An 18,183-nucleotide genomic window follows, 5' to 3' on the forward strand; every position below is an offset into this window, starting at 1 on the left:
CGCAGCCGGGCTCAGCGCAGCCACAATCCTTCACGTTTCAGCGTGTTGCGGATCACCTGTTCGCGGTGGGGCAGGTTGGCGCGGTCAAACAGCGCTCGCGCGCGGCGGCCCTGATTTTGCAGCACCATCGACTTGACCGGCGGATGGTCGCGCAGCACCCGGCGCAGAGGGGGGGCTTTCGCCACCGCCTCCAGCACCTCGACCGCCCGGTCGCTTTCGCGGGCATAGAGCAACGGCAGGCTGCGGTAATGGCAGGTCACATCGCCATCAAGCCCGGCAAGCCCCGGCCCGGGCCTGCCGCCGCCCAGTGAATGGATCACCAGCGGCAGCGCCACCTGATCCAGCCAGGGGTCAAGCTCTTGCAGCACCAGTTCGGGCGGCGGGTCGTCGCGGATCGACTTGGCATAGGTCAGGAATCTGGTGCCAAACCGGCGCGGGCTGTCATGAAAGAACCAGCCAGCGTTGAAATAGAGATAGCGCTGCCAGTATTCATCCGGCTGACCCAGATCCAGCGAAGTGGCAAAGTCCAGCCCGAAGCGATCATAAAGGGATTTCCAGATCGTGCCGTAACCCGGCCCGTACAACTCGGTCTTTGGCCAAGTCGCTTGCCGCCGCATGCTGGCAGAGGGGCGGCTGAAATCGATCGCCAATGTGGCCAGATCGCCGGTGATCAGCGTGTCTGTGTCCAGAAACAGAAACGGCGCATCGGGCAGAGCGGCCAGCGCCTCGATCTTGTTGCCATAAGGATAATCCTGCCCGAACACCCGAGACTGAAAGGGGATGATCACCGCTCCCAGATCTTTGAGCACCGCATGCGCTGCATCGGTCATCCGCGGATCGTTTTGCCACAGCGGCCCGGGCTGCGGCTCGCAGATCACCAGACGGCCTGTGACATCAGGGTTGGTCAGCCGCAGCGACCCGGCCAGCAGGATCGCCTCATATTGCAGCCGTCCGGCCTGACCAATGGCCATGATGGTGAAATCCTGTCGCTGCATCGGGCCGGGGTCTGGCATCGGGGCTTCCACAGACGGTTAGGCCTGCGGGGCAGGCCGTATTGCCGTGTCTAACGGGCTTTGCAGCCTTGCGAAAGCCTGTGCCGGACGCGGCCAGCCCCAAGTGTCGCTGGGCCTACTCTTGCGAACGGTTCGCAAAACTATTGACATTGAGAATAATTCGCATATCTTTCATTCAAAGTTGTAGCACCTGTAAAGGACACCCTTCATGCTGGCGCGACGCGGTTTTCTGGGGTTGATGGCCGGGGCTTTGGTCCCCGCTGCGGGCCTTGCCCCTCGATTTGCCCTTGCCGACACGGCAGCTGCCGCCCCGGCCATCGTTGCCACCACCGGCATGATCGCCGATGCGGCCCGCGCCCTGACCGGGTTGCCTGTCACGGCGCTGATCGGCCCGGGGATGGACCCGCACGGCCATCGCCCCACCCGCAACGACATTCTGACGCTGTCGCGTGCCGATCTCGTGCTCTGGCACGGCCTGAACCTTGAGGCGCAGTTTGCCGATCTTATGGCGGGCCTGTCGCAAAAGGCCAGCGTGCTTGCAGTGGCGGAAACCCTGCCGGCCGATCTGCTGCTGGCCGATCCCGCCTATCCTGACCGTCCGGATCCGCATATCTGGTTCGACCCGGCGCTCTGGTCGCAGGCAACCCTTGCCATGGAGCCGGCGCTGTCCGTTTTCGCCTCCGACGTGGCGGCCCGCGGGGCCGAATACCGCGCATCGGTCGATGCGATGGCGCGATATGCCAAGGAGGTGCTGGGCACCATTCCCGTGTCATCGCCTCTTTTGATCACCGCGCATGACGCTTTTGCCTATTTTGGCCGCGCCTTCGGGCTTGAGGTGGAAGGGGTGCAGGGCATTTCCACCGACTCCGAAGCCGGGCTGTCACGCATCGCGGAACTGGTCGATCTGCTGGTTGACCGGCAGGTGCCTGCGGTCTTTGTTGAAAGCTCGGTTTCTGACCGCGCCTTGCGCGCCTTGATCGAGGGGGCGGCGGCGCGGGGCCACACCGTCCGCATCGGGGGGGAGCTGTTCTCCGACGCCATGGGCCCCGAGGGCAGCTATGAAGGGACCTGGGTCGGCATGATGGATCATAACGCGACCACCATCGCCCGTGCTCTGGGCGGCACCGCGCCAGAGCGTGGGGCTTCAGGCAGATTGGCCGCAAATGGCTGAGGATGGCGCAGGCCACCGGCCGGTCCAGGCCGCCGACCAGATGGCGCTCCGGGTGCAGGGGCTGACCCTGCGCTATAATGAGGTGCTGGCGCTGGACGGAGCCTCGGCGCAGTTTCCCATCGGCAGCATGACCGCCATCATCGGCCCCAACGGCGCGGGCAAGTCGACCTTTCTGAAATCCGTGCTTGGTCTGGTCGCGGCAGCGGGCACGGTGGCGGCCTTTGGCGGGCCGGTGGCGCAGTCGATGCCCCGCATCGCCTATGTGCCGCAGCGCGCGGCAGTGGACTGGAGCTTTCCGGTCCGGGTGATCGATGTCGTGCTGATGGGCTGTTATCGCAAGACCGGCCTGCTGGGCCTGATCGACGCCGCAACGTCTGCGCATGCCATGGCGGCGCTCGCCCGCGTCGGCATGCAGGATTTCGCCCGCCGCCAGATTGGCGCGCTGTCGGGCGGCCAGCAGCAACGGGTGTTTCTGGCCCGGGCCTTGGCGCAGGGGGCGGATCTGTTTTTGCTGGATGAACCCTTTGCCGGGGTTGATGCCGCGACCGAAGCTGCCATCATCGCGGTGCTGAAAGCCCTGCGCAAGGATGGCGCGACCATCATCGCTGTCCATCACGACCTCAGTTCGGTGGCCGCCTATTTTGACCGGGTGTTGCTGATGAACCGTCGTACCGTCGCCGAAGGTCCGGTTGCCACGACCTTCACCCGTGCGGCCCTTGCGCAGGCCTATGGCCCGGCCCTGATGCTTGATCCGACAGACCTGCGCAGCGAAGGCCCAACGGAAAGGCCTGCCGCATGATCTGGCAGGCCCTGCTGCTGCAAGCCGGTTACAACGCCGCGCTGGTCAGCCTCGGGGCCGCCCTCTTGGGCGCTGCCGCTGGTGCGGCGGGGGCGTTTCTGACCCTGCGCCGCCGGGCGCTGATGTCGGATGCCATGGCCCATGCCACCTTGCCGGGCATTGGCCTTGCTTTTCTGGCCATGGTGGCGCTTGGCGGCGATGGGCGTTTTCTGCCCGGGCTGATGCTGGGCGCAGCGCTGACCGCTGCGGCAGGCCTTTGGGCGGTGCAGCGCCTTGCGCGCCAAATGCACGAAGACGCGGCCACCGGCGCGGTGCTGGCCAGCTTTTATGGCGCAGGAATCGTGATCCTGACCTTGATCCAGGGCCTTGGCACCGGGCGCCCGGCGGGGCTGGAAACCGTGCTCCTGGGCTCTACCGCGGGGATGCTGCGCGCGGATGCGCTGGTGATCGGTTTTGGCGGTCTGGCGGTGATCTGCGCGCTCTGGTCGCTGCGCCGCCCGCTGGCCATGGTGGCCTTTGATCCGCTTCATGCCCGGATGATGGGCGTGAACCCGCGCCGGATGGATGCGACGCTGATGGCGCTGGTGCTGGCGGTGGTCCTCGTCGGGTTGAACGTCACCGGGCTGATCCTGATCGTGGCGCTTCTGGTGACCCCTGCCGTCTCGGCCCGGATGTGGAGCACGACTGTCACCGGCACCGCAACCTTGTCGGCGGTGATCGGCGCGGTCTGCGGCTACATTGGTGCCGCGATCTCGGCCTCGGTGCCCGACCTTCCCACCGGTCCGGTGATCGTGCTGCTGGCAGCGGGTGGTTTTGGGCTGACGCTGCTGATCCGGGGACGCCGCGATGGATGAATTCCTGCTGTTTTCCCTGCCGCCGATGCTGATCGCCTCGCTTGCCGCTATCGCCTGCGTGCTGCCGGGCAATTTCCTGTTGCTGTCGCGCCGCGCCATGCTGGGCGACGCCATGAGCCATGTGGTCCTGCCCGGGATCGTTGCCGCCTTTCTGCTGACGGGGTCAGGCAGCGGCGTGGTGATGGGGGCGGGGGCGCTGGCAGCGGCGGGCCTGTCGGCGCTGCTGATCGAATGGGTCACCCGCCGCGCGCGGCTGGAGCCGGGGGCGGCGATGGCCGTGGTGTTCACCACGATGTTCGCGCTGGGCGTGGTCCTGTTGGAAACCACCGGCACATCCGGCGTGCATCTGGATGTCGAACACGCGCTTTATGGCAATCTGGAAAGCCTCATCTGGCTGGGGGGCCCCCCGCCCGAACTGCTGCGCCTTGCCCTCATCGCGACGGGCCTTGCGCTTGCCCTGCGGCTGATCTGGCGGCCCCTTGTGCTTGCCACCTTCGACCCGGTGTTCGCACAGACCCAAGGCATCCCTGTCGGCTGGCTGCGCGCGGGCCTCACCGCCGCCACCGCCCTTGCCGCCGTGGCCGCCTTTCAGGCGGTAGGGTCCATCCTGACCATCGCCATGCTGATCTGCCCCGCCGCCTCTGCCCGGTTGCTGACCCGCACGCTGCCCGCCCAGATCATGGCCTCGCTCGGCTTCGCCGTCGCCTCGGCCCTGCTGGGCTATGTCCTTGCCGGCTATGCGCCCTTGTGGCTGGGCCTGCCTTTCACCCTCTCGGCCTCTGGCATGATCGCCACGGTCTCCGGCCTCCTCCTGGCCCTGTCTGCGCTCATCGCTTCCCATCTCGCCCGCGCCGCCCTATAAGGCGGCGAACCCAACGCGAGGGCAACCCGATGCGCACCGCCGAAATCAGCCGCAAAACCGCCGAGACCGAGATCACCGTCGCGATCAATCTCGACGGCACCGGCCAGTATGATGTGAACACCGGCGTTGGCTTTTTCGACCATATGCTTGACCAGCTTGCCCGCCATGCGCTGATCGACATCACCCTGCGTGCCAAGGGCGACCTGCACATCGACGATCACCACACGGTCGAAGACTGCGGCATTGCACTCGGTCAGGCGCTGGCACGGGCGCTGGGCGACAAAAAGGGCATCCGCCGCTACGGCCACTTTGCGCTGGCCATGGACGACACCCAGATCGGCTGCGCCCTGGACCTGTCGGCCCGGCCCTTCCTGGTCTGGAATGTCGATTTCCCGACCGCCAAGATCGGTACGTTTGATACCGAACTCGTGCGCGAATTCTTCCAGGGCTTTGCGACCCATGGCGGCATCACCCTGCATGTCGACCGCATCCACGGGGTGAACAGCCACCACATTGCCGAGGCCGCGTTCAAAGCGACCGCCCGCGCCCTGCGCATGGCGGTGGAACCTGATCCGCGCATGGCAGGTCAACTCCCGTCCACCAAGGGCGCGCTCTGACCCATTATCTGTTCTGAAATATCCCCGCCGGAGGCTCACACAGCTCCGCCGCGCGCAAAGGCCCAGAATCATGCTCACCGTCCTCGTCGATTATGACAGCGGCAACCTCCACTCCGCCGAAAAAGCGTTTCAGCGCATGGCGGCCGAGACCGGTGGTGGAACCATCCTCGTGACCTCCCGCCCCGAGGATGTCGCCCGTGCCGACCGGATCGTGCTGCCCGGCGACGGTGCCTTCCCGGCGTGCCGCCGCGCACTAGGCGACGTTGGAGGGCTGTTCGAGGCGATTGAGGAGGCGGTGACACACAAGGCCCGTCCCTTCCTTGGCATCTGCGTCGGCATGCAGATGATGGCAAGCTGGGGCCGCGAATATTCGGACACCAGGGGTTTTGACTGGGTGCCAGGCGAAGTGGTGAAAATCACCCCCGCCGATCCGGCCCTGAAAGTGCCGCATATGGGCTGGAACGATCTGGTGATCGACCACCCGCACCCGGTGCTGGCGGGGATCGAAACCGGCGACCACGCCTATTTCGTCCATTCCTACCATTTCCGCGTCACCGACCCTGTCCAGCGTCTGGCCCATGTCGACTATGCCGGCGATGTCACCGCCATCATCGGGCGCGGAACCATGGTCGGCACCCAGTTCCACCCCGAAAAGTCGCAAGCGACCGGTCTGCGCCTGATTGCGAATTTCCTGCAATGGACGCCATGACCCCGGTCGATCTGCAGCACATCCTTGACGCAATCGCACATGAGATGGCAGAGGCGACCGACCGCGGCAAACCTGCCACCTATATCCCCGAACTGGGCGATGTGGACCCCGGCCAATTCGGCATCGCCCTGTGCCTGCCCGGCGGCGAAACCCTGCAGGCGGGCGATGCGCGCACGCCCTTCTCCATTCAGTCGATTTCCAAGGTCTTCACCCTCGCCATCGCCCTTGGTCGCCTGGGCGACAGCCTCTGGGCCCGCGTCGGGCGTGAACCTTCGGGGCTGGCCTTCAACTCCATCGTGGCGCTGGAGCATAACAACGGCATTCCGCGCAATCCTTTCGTCAATCCCGGCGCAATCGCGGTGACCGATGCCATCCTGCACGGCCTGCAGCCGCGCGATGTGCTGGCCGAACTTCTGCAATTCCTGCGCACGGCAGCCGAGGATGACAACATCCATATCGACAAGGATGTGGCGCTGTCGGAACGCGCCCATGCGCATCGCAACATTGCCATGGCCGAATTCATGGCGGCCCATGGCAACATGCAAAACCCCACGGCGCTGACCATCGGCACCTATTGCCATCAATGCGCGGTGGAGATGACCTGCGTGCAACTGGCCCGGGCCGGGCGCTTTCTGGCGGGTTTCGAGGATGCGCCGCGGCTGGTGTCGCCGTCCCGCGTGCGCCGGATCAATGCGCTGATGCTGACCTGTGGCCATTACGACGCCTCGGGCGATTTCGCCTATCAGGTGGGCCTGCCCGGCAAGTCCGGCGTGGGGGGCGGCATTCTTGCCATCGCACCGGGACAGGCCAGCATTGCCGTGTGGTCGCCGGGCCTGAACGAACAGGGCAATTCCAAACTGGGGGCAGAGGCGATGGAGCGGTTGGCTCAGGCCACGGGCTGGTCGGTCTTTGGCTGACCGCCACAACGCCTGCAGGCCCGCAACCCCGCCGCGACCGCCGTCTCGCGGCTGTCAAACAGCCGCACATTGCGGCGCAGGGGCGTGCGCGCGACGCAGCCGAAGCCGCAGAAGAGTCCGGTGCTTGTCACTCCGATCACCCCCGGCCGCGCCCGCCGCGCTACCAGATCCGCCCAGTCCTGATCTGTTATATGATGATCTGTCATGCCCGCGCTCCAAACTGAAAAGGCACGGCCAGGATGCCCTTGGCCGTGCCTGTTGGCGACCCGAAGCCTGCGGTTAGTTTATTTTTTTCCAGTCCTGTTTGGAACAGATAAGTCCGCCCGCAACACAGCCCGACAGCTTCATGTTGCTGCCACTGATCGCGACCTTGCCCATGTAGACCTTGTTGTTCGAAGGTCGCCACACCTTGCCTTCATAGGCCCCATTGCCCTTTGCGGCCATGTCGCGCACCAGTTGCTTGCCAATGTTTTCCGATGCGTATTCGGACCCGGCCCTGAAGGTCTTTACTATGGTGCCGCAGAAATTTCCGCCGCAAGGCGCAATCTGCACATGGGCATATGCTCCGTCGTCTTCCTGTGTCTGCCACAGCCCGACAATCGGCTCGGCAAAGGCCGCGCCGCCTGCCACGACAAAAGCTGCCGCCAATGCCAGCCGTTTCGCGAATCTGTTCATGATGGGCTCCTCCCTGAAGCTGTCGCGATCATCGACAAACCGCCCACTGCCTTGCAAGCATGACGTGGCGTTGCGGCCCTCTTGGCATCGGCGGCCTGCCATGCCAAAGGGGGGGAAAGTCAAAGGGTGCGCCATGATCCTCTATCCTGCCATAGACCTGAAAGATGGCCAATGTGTCCGCCTGTTGCGCGGCGAGATGTCCGCCGCCACGGTCTTCGGCGATGATCCCGCCGCGCAGGCCGCCAAGTTCGAGGCTGCGGGCTGCACATGGCTGCACCTGGTTGATCTTAACGGGGCTTTTGCTGGCCAGCCGGTCAACGCGGCGGCGGTTGAGGCGATCCTGAACCGCATCACCGTCCCCGCCCAACTCGGCGGCGGCATCCGCGACATGGCCACCATCGAGATGTGGCTGGCCAAAGGTCTCGCCCGTGTCATTCTCGGCACCGTTGCGGTGGAAGACCCGGACCTTGTGAAACAGGCGGCCCGTGCCTTTCCGGGGCAGGTCGCCGTCGGCATCGACGCCCGCAACGGCTTTGTCGCCACCAAGGGCTGGGCGCATGAGACCACCGTGCAGGCCACCGACCTCGCCCGCAGCTTCGAGGATGCCGGCGTCGCCGCGATCATCTACACCGACATCGACCGCGACGGCGCAATGCAGGGCCCCAACATCTCGGCAACCGAGGCCCTCGCGCGCGCTGTCACGATCCCCGTGATCGCCAGCGGCGGCGTCTCCTCATTGGCCGACCTTGCGGCACTGAAGGCCACCGGGGTCATCGCAGGCGCCATCTCGGGCCGCGCGCTCTATGACGGGGCCATCGACCTCGCCACAGCCCTGAACAGGCTCAAAGACTGATCATTATCTGTTTCCAAATATCCCGGGGGGAGCGCGGCACGCGCGGGGGGCAGCGCCCCCCTTTCCCCGGCCCCCCACAGGCGCTAGGCTCTGCATATGCTCAAAACCCGCATCATTCCCTGCCTTGATGTCGCTGATGGCCGCGTGGTCAAGGGCGTGAACTTCGTCAACCTGATCGACGCCGGCGACCCGGTCGCTGCCGCGCGCGCCTATGATGCGGCGGGCGCGGATGAGCTGACGTTCCTCGACATCCATGCCACCCATGAAAACCGGGGCACGATGTTCGATCTGGTGACCCGCACGGCGGAACAGTGCTTCATGCCGCTGACCGTTGGCGGCGGGGTGCGCACGCATCACGATGTGCGGGCACTGCTGCTGGCCGGGGCCGATAAGGTCAGCTTCAATTCGGCGGCGGTGGCAAACCCCGATGTGGTGGCCGATGCTGCCGACCGCTTCGGCAGCCAGTGCATCGTGGTGGCCATCGACGCCAAGACCGTCGCCCCCGGCAAATGGGAGATCTTTACCCATGGCGGCCGCAAACCCACCGGCATCGACGCGGTCGCCTTTGCCCGCACCGTAGCCGCCAAGGGCGCGGGAGAGATCCTGCTCACCAGCATGGACCGGGACGGCACCAAGGGCGGCTACAACCTGCCGCTGACCCGGGCCATTGCCGATGCGGTCAGCATTCCCGTCATCGCCTCGGGCGGGGTCGGGACGCTGGACCATCTGGTGGAAGGGGTAACCGACGGCCATGCAAGCGCCGTGCTCGCGGCCAGCATCTTCCACTTTGGCACGTTCACCATCGGTCAGGCCAAGGCTCATATGGCCGCAGCCGGTATCCCGGTGCGGCTGACATGACCGATACCCTCAACCGCCTTGCCGCCACAATCGCCGCGCGCAAGGGCGCGGACCCCGACTCAAGCTGGACCGCCAAACTGCTGGCCAAGGGCCCCGAGAAATGCGCCGAGAAATTCGGTGAAGAGGCAATTGAGGCGATCATCGAGGCGGTGAAGGGCGACCGCGCCAAACTGACATCCGAGGCAGCGGATGTGCTCTATCACCTGCTGGTGATGCTTGCGGCGCGTGATGTGGCGCTGACGGAAGTTCTGGCAGAACTCGACCGGCGCGAAGGCTTGTCCGGCCTGGCCGAAAAAGCTGCCCGGCAGCCCTGACCGCGGGTCTTCGTGCCCACCGGTCAGCAAGGAGCGCAAGGCTGCAAGCCGCGCTTTTTTATCCCAGCCCAAGCCGGGGAATCTCGATGGCGGGGCAGCGGTTCATCACCACCTCCACCCCGCGCGCGCGGGCGCGTGCGGCGGCCGCCTCATCCTCGACGCCCAGCTGCATCCAGACGCAGACCAGTTCGGGAAACCGGGCCAAGGCGTCATCCACCACCGCGCCCGCCGCCTCGGACCGGCGGAAAATGTCCACCATGTCGACATGGCCCTCAATGTCGCCCAAACTGGCGCGCACCGTTTCCCCCAGCGCGATCTGCCCGGCCTGACCGGGGTTGACCGGGATCACGCGGTAGCCCTGCCGCGCCAGAAACGCCGCCACCCGATGGCTTGGCCGGTCCGGGTTGGGAGACCAGCCAACCAGTGCAATCGTGCGGCAGCGGGTCAGAAGCCCGGCGATGCGCGCGTCTTCGGTCTTGGTCATCAGATCACCTGTAAAGAAAAAGGCGCCACGGGGGTAAGCCCGGGCGCCAGTCGCGGAACGAGGGACAGTGATTGAGAGGCGGGAGTTCCAGCCCGCATCCCCTCAACGTCAAATAGGCAGTTTTGTTCGGGCTTAAAGCTCATGTCGCGGTTTTGTGAACCAGCCGCTGGCTGGCTGCATAAAGCGACACTGCCGCCGCGTTTGAAACATTCAGACTGCCAAAGGCACCCGTGTAAGGAATCCGCGCCAGATAATCGCAGGTCTCGCGGGTTTTTTCGCGCAATCCCGGCCCTTCGGCCCCCATCACCAGCGCGGTGGGGCGCTTGCTGGCCAGATCCAATGCGCCTTCCAGCGTGTGCTCGGCCTCGCCCTCCAGCCCGATCAGGATATATCCCATGTCGCGCAATTCCTGCATGGCATCGGACAGATTGCCCACCCGCAGATAGGGCTGGCGCTCCAGAGCACCGCTTGCGGTTTTCGCCAGGGCCCCGGTTTCCGGTGCCGAATGGTGGCGGGGGGCGATGACCGCCCGCGCGCCAAAGACCTCGGCGCTGCGCAGCACCGCACCCACGTTATGCGGATCGGTCACCCGGTCCAGAAGCACCACCAGCGGCGCGCCTGCGCCCGAAATCGCCACATCGGCCAGTTTGCCCCAATTCAGCGGGCGCACTTCCATCGCCGCGCCCTGATGCACCGAGCCTTCGTCGATCGGCACGTCGAACTTGCGCGGGTCAGCAATCTCGGGGTCGATCCCCGACTGCGCCACGGCCTCTTCCAGCTTGTCGAGCGCATTTTTGGTCAGCACCAGCCGCAGCTTTTCACGCGCCGGATTGACCAGCGCATCGCGTACCGCGTGCAGGCCGAACAGCCAGACGGTTTCCTTGGCCTCGGCCCGCTTGCCGCGTTCCTTGTCGATCACCCAGGTCGGTTTGGTGGTTCCGGTCTTCATCTCGCAGCCTTTGGTTTTTCAGTGGTGCAGAATGCGGCGGGGCGGGGGGGATGCGCAAGCCAAAACTCTTGGCGCTCCAATGCAATCGGTTTTGCATTCGGTGCTTGACGCCCCCCGGCCCCTTGGGTATTCCGCCCCCGTCGGGTGACGAGCTGCAAGGTGCGGCAGCGGACTGTAACTCCGCCGGGGCGACCCACGCCTGGTTCGATTCCAGGGTCACCCACCATGTTTCATGGGGATGACACCGACAAAACAAACCGCCTTCGGGCGGTTTTTTTTGGCGTTGCAATCGGAGGGATGGCGCGGCGTTCCCCCTTGGGACGCTGTTCCTCATTCTTGACAGATCAGGGCGCCATCCGCACGATCTGCGCGTAATTTCCTGCGACTCTCACGTTTCCTAGTTTTTAAGAGGTTCTTATGGCCACTTTGTTCTGGCTTGCGCTTGCGACTTTGTTGACGATTATGGGCGATTATCTGATCAAGCTTGCAACGCTGTCACCGCAGGGTCTGCGGTCGGCACAGTTTGCGATCGGGGCACTGTGTTATGGGGCCCCTGCCGTTGCTTGGTATGCTTTGATGCAGACCCATAGCCTTGCAATGGTCGCGGTGCTGTATTCCACCGCCACGCTGATCCTGCTGACCTTGCTGGGTGTAATGGTGTTTCGGGAAAGTTTCGGCCTGCGCGATGGGCTTGGCGTGACCCTTGCGCTTGCGGCCGTGCTGGTGATGCACAAGCCGGAATGATGGTCGCTTCGCACAAATGAAAAAGGGCAGCGAATGCTGCCCGTTTCAGACCGAAATGGAGCGGGCGAGGCGATTCGAACGCCCGACCCTAACCTTGGCAAGGTTATGCTCTACCCCTGAGCTACGCCCGCACCGTTTCGGTAAGCGGTGATTTAGGGGATGGCGCGGGTGCCTGCAAGAGGAAAATGCACGGCCCGCCGCATTTTTCGCGCCGTCTTGTCTGGCGGCTGAAAGAAAGGCCCCGTCCCAAGGGCGGGGCCTTCAAGCATCTGGAATATTTACCTATTCCAGTTCGACGAGCAAATCCTTGGCGTCGATCTGGCTGCCCGCCTGCACATGAATCGCCTTGATCACGGCCTCTCGGTCGGCGTGCAGCCCGGTTTCCATCTTCATCGCCTCGATGGTCAGCAGCAAATCGCCTGCCCGCACCGTCTGGCCCACACTGACCGCGATGCTGGCCACTGACCCCGGCATTGGCGCGCCGATATGGGCGGCATTGCCCTCGGCCGCCTTTGGGCGCGCCGCGGTCTTGGCCTTGACGGCACGGTTGGGCACACGGATCACCCGTGGCTGGCCGTTCAGCTCGAAGAACACTTTCACATCGCCGTCTTCCGATACATCGCCCACCGCCTGCAGCCGGATTTCCAGCGTCTTGCCGGGGTCGATTTCGGCGGTGATTTCCTCGCCCGAGGCCATGCCGTAAAAGAATGTGCGGGTCGGCAGCACCCGCACCGGGCCATAGAGCCGGTGGCGGGCGCGGTAATCCATGAAGACCTTGGGGTACATCAGATATCCGTTCAGGTCTTCCTCATCCAGCATCTCGCCATCGGCCTCGTCCTGGCCCAGATGCAGTTCCTGCGCCAGCTTGGCCCGCACCTCATCCAGATCGACCGGGGGCAAGGTCTTGCCCGGCCGTTCGGTCAGCGGGGCCTCGCCTTTCAGCACCTTTTTCAGGATGCCTTCGGGCCAACCGCCATGCGGCTGCCCCAGACTGCCCCGGAGCATATCGACCACCGAGTCGGGGAAGGCCAGTTCGACCGACGGGTCTTCCACCTGCGCCCGGCTCAACCCTTGCGCCACCATGATCAGCGCCATGTCACCCACCACTTTTGAGGATGGCGTGACCTTCACGATATCGCCGAACATCTGGTTGGCATCGGCATAGGCCTGCGCCACCTCGGGCCAACGGTCCTCCAGCCCCAAGGACCGCGCCTGCGCTTTCAGGTTGGTGAACTGGCCGCCGGGCATTTCGTGCAGATAAACCTCCGATGCCGGGGCAGGGGTGCCCGATTCGAAGGCGGCATATTGCGCGCGGACCTGTTCCCAATAGTTGGAAATCTCGCGGATCGCGGCGATGTCCAGCCCGGTGTCGCGCTCGGTATGGCGCAAGGCCTCGACAATGGACCCAAGGCAGGGCTGCGACGTTCCGCCCGAAAACGCATCCATTGCCGCATCCACCGCATCCACCCCGGCGTCACAGGCGGCCAGAATCGTCGCCGCCGCCGCGCCACTGGTGTCATGGGTGTGGAAATGCACCGGCAGGCCCACCTCCTGCTTCAATGCCTTGATCAGCACCCGCGCCGCCGCCGGCTTCAGCAGGCCGGCCATATCCTTCAGGCCAAGGATATGCGCGCCCGCCCCCTTCAGCTCGCGCGCGCGCTCGACGTAGTATTTCAGATCGTATTTCGCGCGGTCCGGGTCCAGCAGATCGCCGGTATAGCAGATGCTGCCTTCGCAGACCTTGTTGGAGTCGAGCACGGCATCCATCGCCACGCGCATGTTTTCCACCCAGTTCAGGCTGTCGAACACGCGGAACACGTCTACCCCGGTTTCCGCCGCCTGTTTGACAAAGGCCTGCACAACATTGTCAGGGTAATTGGTGTATCCCACACCGTTGCTGGCGCGCAGCAGCATCTGGGTCATCAGGTTCGGCATCTGCGCACGCAGGTCGCGCAGCCGCTGCCACGGGCATTCCTGCAAGAAGCGGTAGGCCACGTCGAACGTGGCCCCCCCCCAGCATTCCACGCTGAACAGTTGCGGCAGATGGGCGGCATAGGCAGGGGCCACCTTGATCATGTCGATCGACCGCATCCGCGTGGCCAGCAGCGACTGGTGGCCGTCGCGCATGGTGGTGTCGGTGATCAGCACCTTGGTCTGCGCGCGCATCCAGTCTGCCACCGCCTGCGGGCCCTTTTGCTCCAGCAGGTTGCGGGTTCCCATGGCCGGTTCCGCCCGCACCTTTGGCGCCTTGGGCGCCTTGGCCTCGGCCGCGGGCTTGGCGCGCCCCGCCGTTTCCGGATGCCCGTTCACGGTGATATCAGCGATATAGGTCAGGATCTTGGTTGCCCGGTCGCGCCGCTTGCGGAAAGCAAACAGGTCCGGCGTCGTGTCGATGAATTTGGTGGTATAGCTGTCATCAAGGAATGTCGGGTGCTGCAACAGGTTGATGACGAATTCGATATTTGTCGCCACGCCCCGGATGCGGAATTCGCGCAGCGCCCGGTCCATCCGCGCAATGGCCTTTTCCGGCGTCTGCGCATGGGCGGTGACCTTGACCAGCAACGAATCATAATAGCGCGTGATCACCCCCCCCGCATAGGCGGTGCCGCCATCCAGCCGGATGCCATTGCCGGTGGCCGAGCGATAGGCCGTCAACCGCCCGTAATCGGGGATGAAGTTGTTGAGCGGATCTTCGGTGGTGACCCGGCATTGCAGCGCATGGCCGTTCAGCTTGACCCCGGTCTGATCGGCCACACCGGTGGCCTCGGCCAGCGGTTTGCCCTCGGCGATCAGAATCTGCGCCTGCACAATATCGATGCCGGTGACTTCCTCGGTGACGGTGTGCTCCACCTGCACGCGCGGGTTCACTTCGATGAAATAGAATTTCTCATCATCCATATCCATCAGGAACTCGACCGTTCCGGCGCATTCGTAATTCACATGGGCACAGATCTTGCGCGCCATCTCGCAGACCTCGGCGCGCTGTGCTTCGGTCAGATACGGGGCAGGGGCCCGCTCCACCACCTTCTGGTTGCGGCGCTGTACGGTGCAATCGCGCTCCCACAGGTGATAGATCTGGCCCTGCTTGTCGCCCAGGATCTGCACCTCGACATGGCGGGCGCGCAGGATCATCTTTTCCAGATAGCCTTCACCATTGCCAAAGGCCGCCTCTGCCTCGCGCCGGCCTTCGCGGACCTTGGCTTCCAGCTCTTCCTCGGACGCAATCGGCCGCATGCCGCGACCGCCGCCGCCCCAGCTGGCCTTGAGCATCAGCGGATAGCCAACCGCCTTGGCCTCGGCCTTGATCGCCGCCATATCCTCGCCCAGCACTTCGGTCGCCGGAATCACCGGCACCCCGGCCTCGATGGCCACCCGCCGCGCCGATGCCTTGTCGCCAAGGGCGCGCATCGTCTCCGCCCGTGGCCCGATGAAGGTGATCCCGGCCTGATCGCAGGCATCGACAAAATCCGGGTTTTCCGACAGCAGGCCGTACCCGGGGTGGATCGCATCCGCGCCGCACATCCGGGCCACGCGGATGATTTCCGGGATCGACAGGTAAGCCCCCACCGGCGACAGGCCCTCGCCGATCCGGTAGGCTTCATCGGCCTTGAACCGGTGCAGCGACAGCTTGTCCTCTTCGGCAAAGACCGCCACCGTCTTTTTGCCCATTTCATTGGCGGCCCTCATCACCCGGATGGCGATTTCGCCCCGGTTGGCGACAAGGATCTTGCGGAATTCGGGCATCGGTCACTCCATCAAAGAGGTGGCGGCGGCGCGGCAATGGCGCGGCATTGCGTCTCACTCTATTGGCGCTGCACTGCAGCGCAAGGGCGCTGTGCGGCCAGAGCCTAAAGTTTGCAACTTTTGCACCAGCGGCGCGCGCGCCGCGATATTCCGCTTTCCGCGGGTGAAAATGTGAACAAGTCACGAACAGACGCTTTTCATCCCGCCAATCCGGCGTATAAATGGCTCATGACCGATTGGGATGAAAATGATGCCTTCGAGGCCGCCACCGCACCGCAGCCCGTGCCGCTGTCGCAGCGCGCCATGGCCGCCCGGCCCGCGCCCTATCTGGATGACCTGAACCCCGCCCAACGCGCGGCGGTCGAGGCGCTGGATGGCCCGGTCCTGATGCTGGCAGGCGCCGGAACCGGCAAGACCAAGGCGCTGACCAGCCGTATCGTGCACCTTCTGAACACCCAGCGCGCCCGTCCGAATGAAATCCTGTCGGTGACCTTCACCAACAAGGCCGCGCGCGAGATGAAAGAGCGCGTCGGCCGCCTGCTGGGCCAGGTGGCCGAAGGCATGCCATGGATGGGCACCTTCCACTCGCTGTCGGTGAAAATCCTGCGCCGTCATGCCGAACTGGCGGGCCTCAAGCCAAATTTCACCATTCTGGACACCGACGATCAGATCCGCTTGCTCAAGCAACTGATCGCCGCCGCCGATATTGACGAAAAACGCTGGCCCGCCCGGATGTTGGCCGGGATGATCGACGGCTGGAAGAATCGCGCGCTGACGCCGATGAACGTGCCATCGGCCGAGGCGTCGGGTTTCAACAACATGGGGACCGAGCTTTACGCCGCCTATCAGGATCGTCTGCGCACGCTCAATGCCACCGATTTCGGCGACCTTCTGCTGCATTGCGTCACCATCTTTCAGGCCCACCCCGATGTGCTGGGCCAGTACCAGCGCTGGTTCCGCTATATTCTGGTGGATGAATATCAGGATACCAACGTCTGCCAATACCTCTGGCTGCGCCTCTTGGCGCAATCGCACAAGAACATCTGCTGTGTGGGTGATGACGACCAGTCCATCTACGGCTGGCGCGGGGCCGAGGTCGGCAATATCCTGCGGTTCGAAAAGGACTTTCCCGGCGCGACCGTGATCAAGCTGGAACAGAACTACCGCTCCACCGCCCATATCCTCGCCGCCGCAAGCGGAGTGATTTCCGCCAACAAGGGCCGCCTTGGCAAAACCCTGTGGACGGCGGGGGAGCCGGGCGAAAAGGTGCGCCTGATCGGCCATTGGGATGGGGAGGAAGAGGCGCGCTGGATCGGGGAGGAGGCCGAGGCCGTGCAACGCGGCACCCGTGGCATGGGTCCGGTCAGCCTTGATCATCAGGCGATTCTGGTCCGCGCCTCACACCAGATGCGCGCCTTCGAGGACCGCTTCCTGACCATCGGCCTGCCCTACCGCGTCATCGGCGGCCCGCGCTTTTACGAGCGCCTCGAAATCCGCGACGCCATGGCTTATTTCCGCCTCGCCGTCTCGCCCGAGGATGATCTGGCCTTTGAGCGGATCATCAACACCCCCAAGCGGGGCCTAGGTGACAAGGCGCAGGGCGACATCCAGCGCATGGCGCGCGCCGCCGGTGTGCCGCTCTTGGATGGCGCGCGCGAGGCGGTGGCCAAGGGCACGATCGGCGGCAAGGGCGGCGGCCAGCTGCGCCAGTTCGTCGAAGGGGTGGACCGCTGGCACGCTGCCACACTGGTACCCGAATACAACCACATCGCCCTCGCCGAGCAGATCCTCGACGAATCGGGCTACACCGCCATGTGGCAGAACGACAAGACACCGGAAGGACCGGGCCGTCTGGAAAATCTCAAGGAACTGGTCAAGGCGCTGGAACAGTTCGACAATCTTCAAGGCTTTCTCGAACACGTCAGCCTGATCATGGACAACGAGACCGAAGAGGCGTCGGAAAAGATTTCGATCATGACCCTGCACGCCGCCAAGGGCCTCGAATTCCCCGTGGTCTTTCTGCCGGGGTGGGAAGACGGGCTGTTTCCCAGCCAGCGCAGCATGGACGAATCGGGGCTGAAGGGCGTCGAGGAAGAACGTCGCCTGGCTTACGTCGGCATCACCCGCGCGGAAGAGCTGTGCACCATCAGCTTTGCCTCCAACCGCCGGGTCTATGGCCAGTGGCAAAGCCAGCTGCCCTCGCGTTTCATCGACGAACTGCCGCCTGAGCATGTCGAGGTGCTCACCCCGCCCGGCCTTTACGGCGGCGGCTTTGGCGCCGCAGCCCCCGTCGGCTTCGGCTCCGGGCTGGAAGAGCGGGTGTCAAAGGCCGATGTCTACAACTCCCCCGGCTGGCGCCGCTTGCAGGCCGGTCAATCGACCCGGCCCATGCAGCAGCCAAAGGAATCGCGCCACGTCACCATCGATGCCGAGGCGATTTCCGCCTTCACCATCGGTGACCGGGTGTTCCACCAGAAATTCGGCTACGGCCATGTGACCGACATCGAAGGCGACAAGCTGGACGTTGATTTTGAACACGCGGGCGCAAAGAAACTCGTCGCCCGCTTTGTCACCCCCGCCGCGCAGGCCGATGACGTGCCGTTCTGACAGGAAAGCGGCG

Annotated in this window: 18 protein-coding genes and 2 tRNA genes; 13 read left to right on the forward strand and 7 right to left on the reverse strand. The window is 64.5% G+C overall.

Annotation, left to right across the window (positions count from 1 at the left end):
• Positions 1-11: 11 nt before the first annotated feature.
• The gene (locus tag CXR43_RS13590; RefSeq protein ID WP_210402094.1) at positions 12-1,013 is read right to left on the reverse strand and encodes a GT-B fold glycosyltransferase domain-containing protein; all 1,002 of its coding nucleotides are present in this window, start codon (positions 1,011-1,013) and stop codon (positions 12-14) included.
• A gap of 208 nt (positions 1,014-1,221) precedes the next feature.
• Between CXR43_RS13590 and CXR43_RS13595 the strand changes: the two genes are divergently transcribed.
• The 7 genes from CXR43_RS13595 (at position 1,222) to CXR43_RS13625 (ending at position 6,942) form a co-directional block, all read left to right on the forward strand.
• A complete protein-coding gene (locus CXR43_RS13595) occupies positions 1,222-2,184 on the forward strand; it encodes a metal ABC transporter solute-binding protein, Zn/Mn family (RefSeq protein ID WP_103334586.1) in 963 nt (320 codons plus the stop codon).
• Entirely contained in the window at positions 2,177-2,983 is an 807-nt protein-coding gene (locus CXR43_RS13600) for a metal ABC transporter ATP-binding protein (RefSeq protein ID WP_103334587.1), read from the forward strand. Before CXR43_RS13595 ends, CXR43_RS13600 begins: the two co-directional genes overlap by 8 nt.
• Positions 2,980-3,837 carry a metal ABC transporter permease gene (locus CXR43_RS13605; RefSeq protein WP_103334588.1) on the forward strand — a complete coding sequence of 286 codons (858 nt, stop codon included), beginning with the start codon at positions 2,980-2,982 and terminating at the stop codon, positions 3,835-3,837. The genes CXR43_RS13600 and CXR43_RS13605 overlap by 4 nt, the downstream gene beginning before the upstream one ends.
• Positions 3,830-4,699 carry a metal ABC transporter permease gene (locus CXR43_RS13610; RefSeq protein WP_103334589.1) on the forward strand — a complete coding sequence of 290 codons (870 nt, stop codon included), beginning with the start codon at positions 3,830-3,832 and terminating at the stop codon, positions 4,697-4,699. The genes CXR43_RS13605 and CXR43_RS13610 overlap by 8 nt, the downstream gene beginning before the upstream one ends.
• Before the next feature lie 29 nt (positions 4,700-4,728).
• The gene (hisB, locus tag CXR43_RS13615; protein ID WP_103334590.1) at positions 4,729-5,316 is read left to right on the forward strand and encodes an imidazoleglycerol-phosphate dehydratase HisB; all 588 of its coding nucleotides are present in this window, start codon (positions 4,729-4,731) and stop codon (positions 5,314-5,316) included.
• A gap of 70 nt (positions 5,317-5,386) precedes the next feature.
• Complete coding sequence (gene hisH / locus CXR43_RS13620) at positions 5,387-6,025, forward strand: imidazole glycerol phosphate synthase subunit HisH (protein WP_103334591.1); 639 nt, start codon at positions 5,387-5,389, stop codon at positions 6,023-6,025.
• Entirely contained in the window at positions 6,022-6,942 is a 921-nt protein-coding gene (locus tag CXR43_RS13625; RefSeq protein WP_103334751.1) for a glutaminase, read from the forward strand. Before hisH ends, CXR43_RS13625 begins: the two co-directional genes overlap by 4 nt.
• Here CXR43_RS13625 and CXR43_RS13630 read toward each other — a convergent pair.
• Together CXR43_RS13630 and CXR43_RS13635 are read right to left on the reverse strand one after the other, a co-directional pair.
• Positions 6,912-7,148, reverse strand: coding sequence for an Ada metal-binding domain-containing protein (locus CXR43_RS13630; RefSeq protein WP_103334592.1), 237 nt, complete (start codon positions 7,146-7,148; stop codon positions 6,912-6,914). The two genes, CXR43_RS13625 and CXR43_RS13630, sit on opposite strands and share 31 nt — an antisense overlap.
• A gap of 73 nt (positions 7,149-7,221) precedes the next feature.
• Positions 7,222-7,617 carry a DUF2147 domain-containing protein gene (locus CXR43_RS13635; protein WP_103334754.1) on the reverse strand — a complete coding sequence of 132 codons (396 nt, stop codon included), beginning with the start codon at positions 7,615-7,617 and terminating at the stop codon, positions 7,222-7,224.
• A 133-nt stretch (positions 7,618-7,750) separates the two neighbouring features.
• On the opposite strand from CXR43_RS13635, the gene hisA reads away from it, so the two are divergent.
• The 3 genes from hisA to CXR43_RS13650 all read left to right on the forward strand — a co-directional run bounded on the left by hisA (position 7,751) and on the right by CXR43_RS13650 (position 9,642).
• Complete coding sequence (hisA, locus tag CXR43_RS13640) at positions 7,751-8,470, forward strand: 1-(5-phosphoribosyl)-5-[(5-phosphoribosylamino)methylideneamino]imidazole-4-carboxamide isomerase (RefSeq protein ID WP_103334593.1); 720 nt, start codon at positions 7,751-7,753, stop codon at positions 8,468-8,470.
• Between the two features lie 96 nt (positions 8,471-8,566).
• Positions 8,567-9,328 (forward strand): imidazole glycerol phosphate synthase subunit HisF, encoded by a 762-nt coding sequence (gene hisF / locus CXR43_RS13645; protein WP_103334594.1) that lies wholly within the window; start codon positions 8,567-8,569, stop codon positions 9,326-9,328.
• Entirely contained in the window at positions 9,325-9,642 is a 318-nt protein-coding gene (locus CXR43_RS13650) for a phosphoribosyl-ATP diphosphatase (protein WP_103334595.1), read from the forward strand. The genes hisF and CXR43_RS13650 overlap by 4 nt, the downstream gene beginning before the upstream one ends.
• A gap of 58 nt (positions 9,643-9,700) precedes the next feature.
• Here the strand turns inward: CXR43_RS13650 and CXR43_RS13655 are convergent, their stop codons facing one another.
• Positions 9,701-10,126, reverse strand: a complete 426-nt coding sequence (locus tag CXR43_RS13655; protein ID WP_103334596.1) for a CoA-binding protein — start codon at positions 10,124-10,126, stop codon at positions 9,701-9,703.
• A 139-nt stretch (positions 10,127-10,265) separates the two neighbouring features.
• A complete protein-coding gene (gene rlmB / locus CXR43_RS13660) occupies positions 10,266-11,075 on the reverse strand; it encodes a 23S rRNA (guanosine(2251)-2'-O)-methyltransferase RlmB (RefSeq protein WP_103334597.1) in 810 nt (269 codons plus the stop codon).
• A gap of 142 nt (positions 11,076-11,217) precedes the next feature.
• On the opposite strand from rlmB, the gene CXR43_RS17940 reads away from it, so the two are divergent.
• Positions 11,218-11,301: transfer RNA gene (locus tag CXR43_RS17940), tRNA-Tyr, on the forward strand.
• A gap of 191 nt (positions 11,302-11,492) precedes the next feature.
• Complete coding sequence (locus CXR43_RS13665; RefSeq protein ID WP_103334598.1) at positions 11,493-11,819, forward strand: hypothetical protein; 327 nt, start codon at positions 11,493-11,495, stop codon at positions 11,817-11,819.
• Between the two features lie 56 nt (positions 11,820-11,875).
• On the opposite strand, the gene CXR43_RS13670 is transcribed toward CXR43_RS13665, so the two are convergent.
• Both CXR43_RS13670 and CXR43_RS13675 read right to left on the reverse strand, forming a co-directional pair.
• Positions 11,876-11,950: transfer RNA gene (locus tag CXR43_RS13670), tRNA-Gly, on the reverse strand.
• 151 nt (positions 11,951-12,101) lie between these two features.
• Positions 12,102-15,563, reverse strand: a complete 3,462-nt coding sequence (locus CXR43_RS13675) for a pyruvate carboxylase (RefSeq protein ID WP_103334599.1) — start codon at positions 15,561-15,563, stop codon at positions 12,102-12,104.
• A 228-nt stretch (positions 15,564-15,791) separates the two neighbouring features.
• On the opposite strand from CXR43_RS13675, the gene CXR43_RS13680 reads away from it, so the two are divergent.
• The gene (locus CXR43_RS13680) at positions 15,792-18,170 is read left to right on the forward strand and encodes an ATP-dependent helicase (protein WP_103334600.1); all 2,379 of its coding nucleotides are present in this window, start codon (positions 15,792-15,794) and stop codon (positions 18,168-18,170) included.
• The last annotated feature ends 13 nt before the right edge of the window (positions 18,171-18,183 follow it).

The sequence above is a fragment of the Pseudotabrizicola formosa genome, from assembly GCF_002900965.1.
GTDB lineage: Bacteria > Pseudomonadota > Alphaproteobacteria > Rhodobacterales > Rhodobacteraceae > Pseudotabrizicola > Pseudotabrizicola formosa.

Excerpts from the sequence above, each read along its gene's own strand:
- CXR43_RS13590 (WP_210402094.1), bottom strand. The coding sequence starts at position 1,013 with ATGCCAGACCCCGGCCCGATGCAGCGACAGGATTTCACCATCATGGCC.
- CXR43_RS13595 (WP_103334586.1), top strand. The coding sequence starts at position 1,222 with ATGCTGGCGCGACGCGGTTTTCTGGGGTTGATGGCCGGGGCTTTGGTC.
- CXR43_RS13600 (WP_103334587.1), top strand. The coding sequence starts at position 2,177 with ATGGCTGAGGATGGCGCAGGCCACCGGCCGGTCCAGGCCGCCGACCAG.
- CXR43_RS13605 (WP_103334588.1), top strand. The coding sequence starts at position 2,980 with ATGATCTGGCAGGCCCTGCTGCTGCAAGCCGGTTACAACGCCGCGCTG.
- CXR43_RS13610 (WP_103334589.1), top strand. The coding sequence starts at position 3,830 with ATGGATGAATTCCTGCTGTTTTCCCTGCCGCCGATGCTGATCGCCTCG.
- hisB (WP_103334590.1), top strand. The coding sequence starts at position 4,729 with ATGCGCACCGCCGAAATCAGCCGCAAAACCGCCGAGACCGAGATCACC.
- hisH (WP_103334591.1), top strand. The coding sequence starts at position 5,387 with ATGCTCACCGTCCTCGTCGATTATGACAGCGGCAACCTCCACTCCGCC.
- CXR43_RS13625 (WP_103334751.1), top strand. The coding sequence starts at position 6,022 with ATGACCCCGGTCGATCTGCAGCACATCCTTGACGCAATCGCACATGAG.
- CXR43_RS13630 (WP_103334592.1), bottom strand. The coding sequence starts at position 7,148 with ATGACAGATCATCATATAACAGATCAGGACTGGGCGGATCTGGTAGCG.
- CXR43_RS13635 (WP_103334754.1), bottom strand. The coding sequence starts at position 7,617 with ATGAACAGATTCGCGAAACGGCTGGCATTGGCGGCAGCTTTTGTCGTG.
- hisA (WP_103334593.1), top strand. The coding sequence starts at position 7,751 with ATGATCCTCTATCCTGCCATAGACCTGAAAGATGGCCAATGTGTCCGC.
- hisF (WP_103334594.1), top strand. The coding sequence starts at position 8,567 with ATGCTCAAAACCCGCATCATTCCCTGCCTTGATGTCGCTGATGGCCGC.
- CXR43_RS13650 (WP_103334595.1), top strand. The coding sequence starts at position 9,325 with ATGACCGATACCCTCAACCGCCTTGCCGCCACAATCGCCGCGCGCAAG.
- CXR43_RS13655 (WP_103334596.1), bottom strand. The coding sequence starts at position 10,126 with ATGACCAAGACCGAAGACGCGCGCATCGCCGGGCTTCTGACCCGCTGC.
- rlmB (WP_103334597.1), bottom strand. The coding sequence starts at position 11,075 with ATGAAGACCGGAACCACCAAACCGACCTGGGTGATCGACAAGGAACGC.
- CXR43_RS13665 (WP_103334598.1), top strand. The coding sequence starts at position 11,493 with ATGGCCACTTTGTTCTGGCTTGCGCTTGCGACTTTGTTGACGATTATG.
- CXR43_RS13675 (WP_103334599.1), bottom strand. The coding sequence starts at position 15,563 with ATGCCCGAATTCCGCAAGATCCTTGTCGCCAACCGGGGCGAAATCGCC.
- CXR43_RS13680 (WP_103334600.1), top strand. The coding sequence starts at position 15,792 with ATGACCGATTGGGATGAAAATGATGCCTTCGAGGCCGCCACCGCACCG.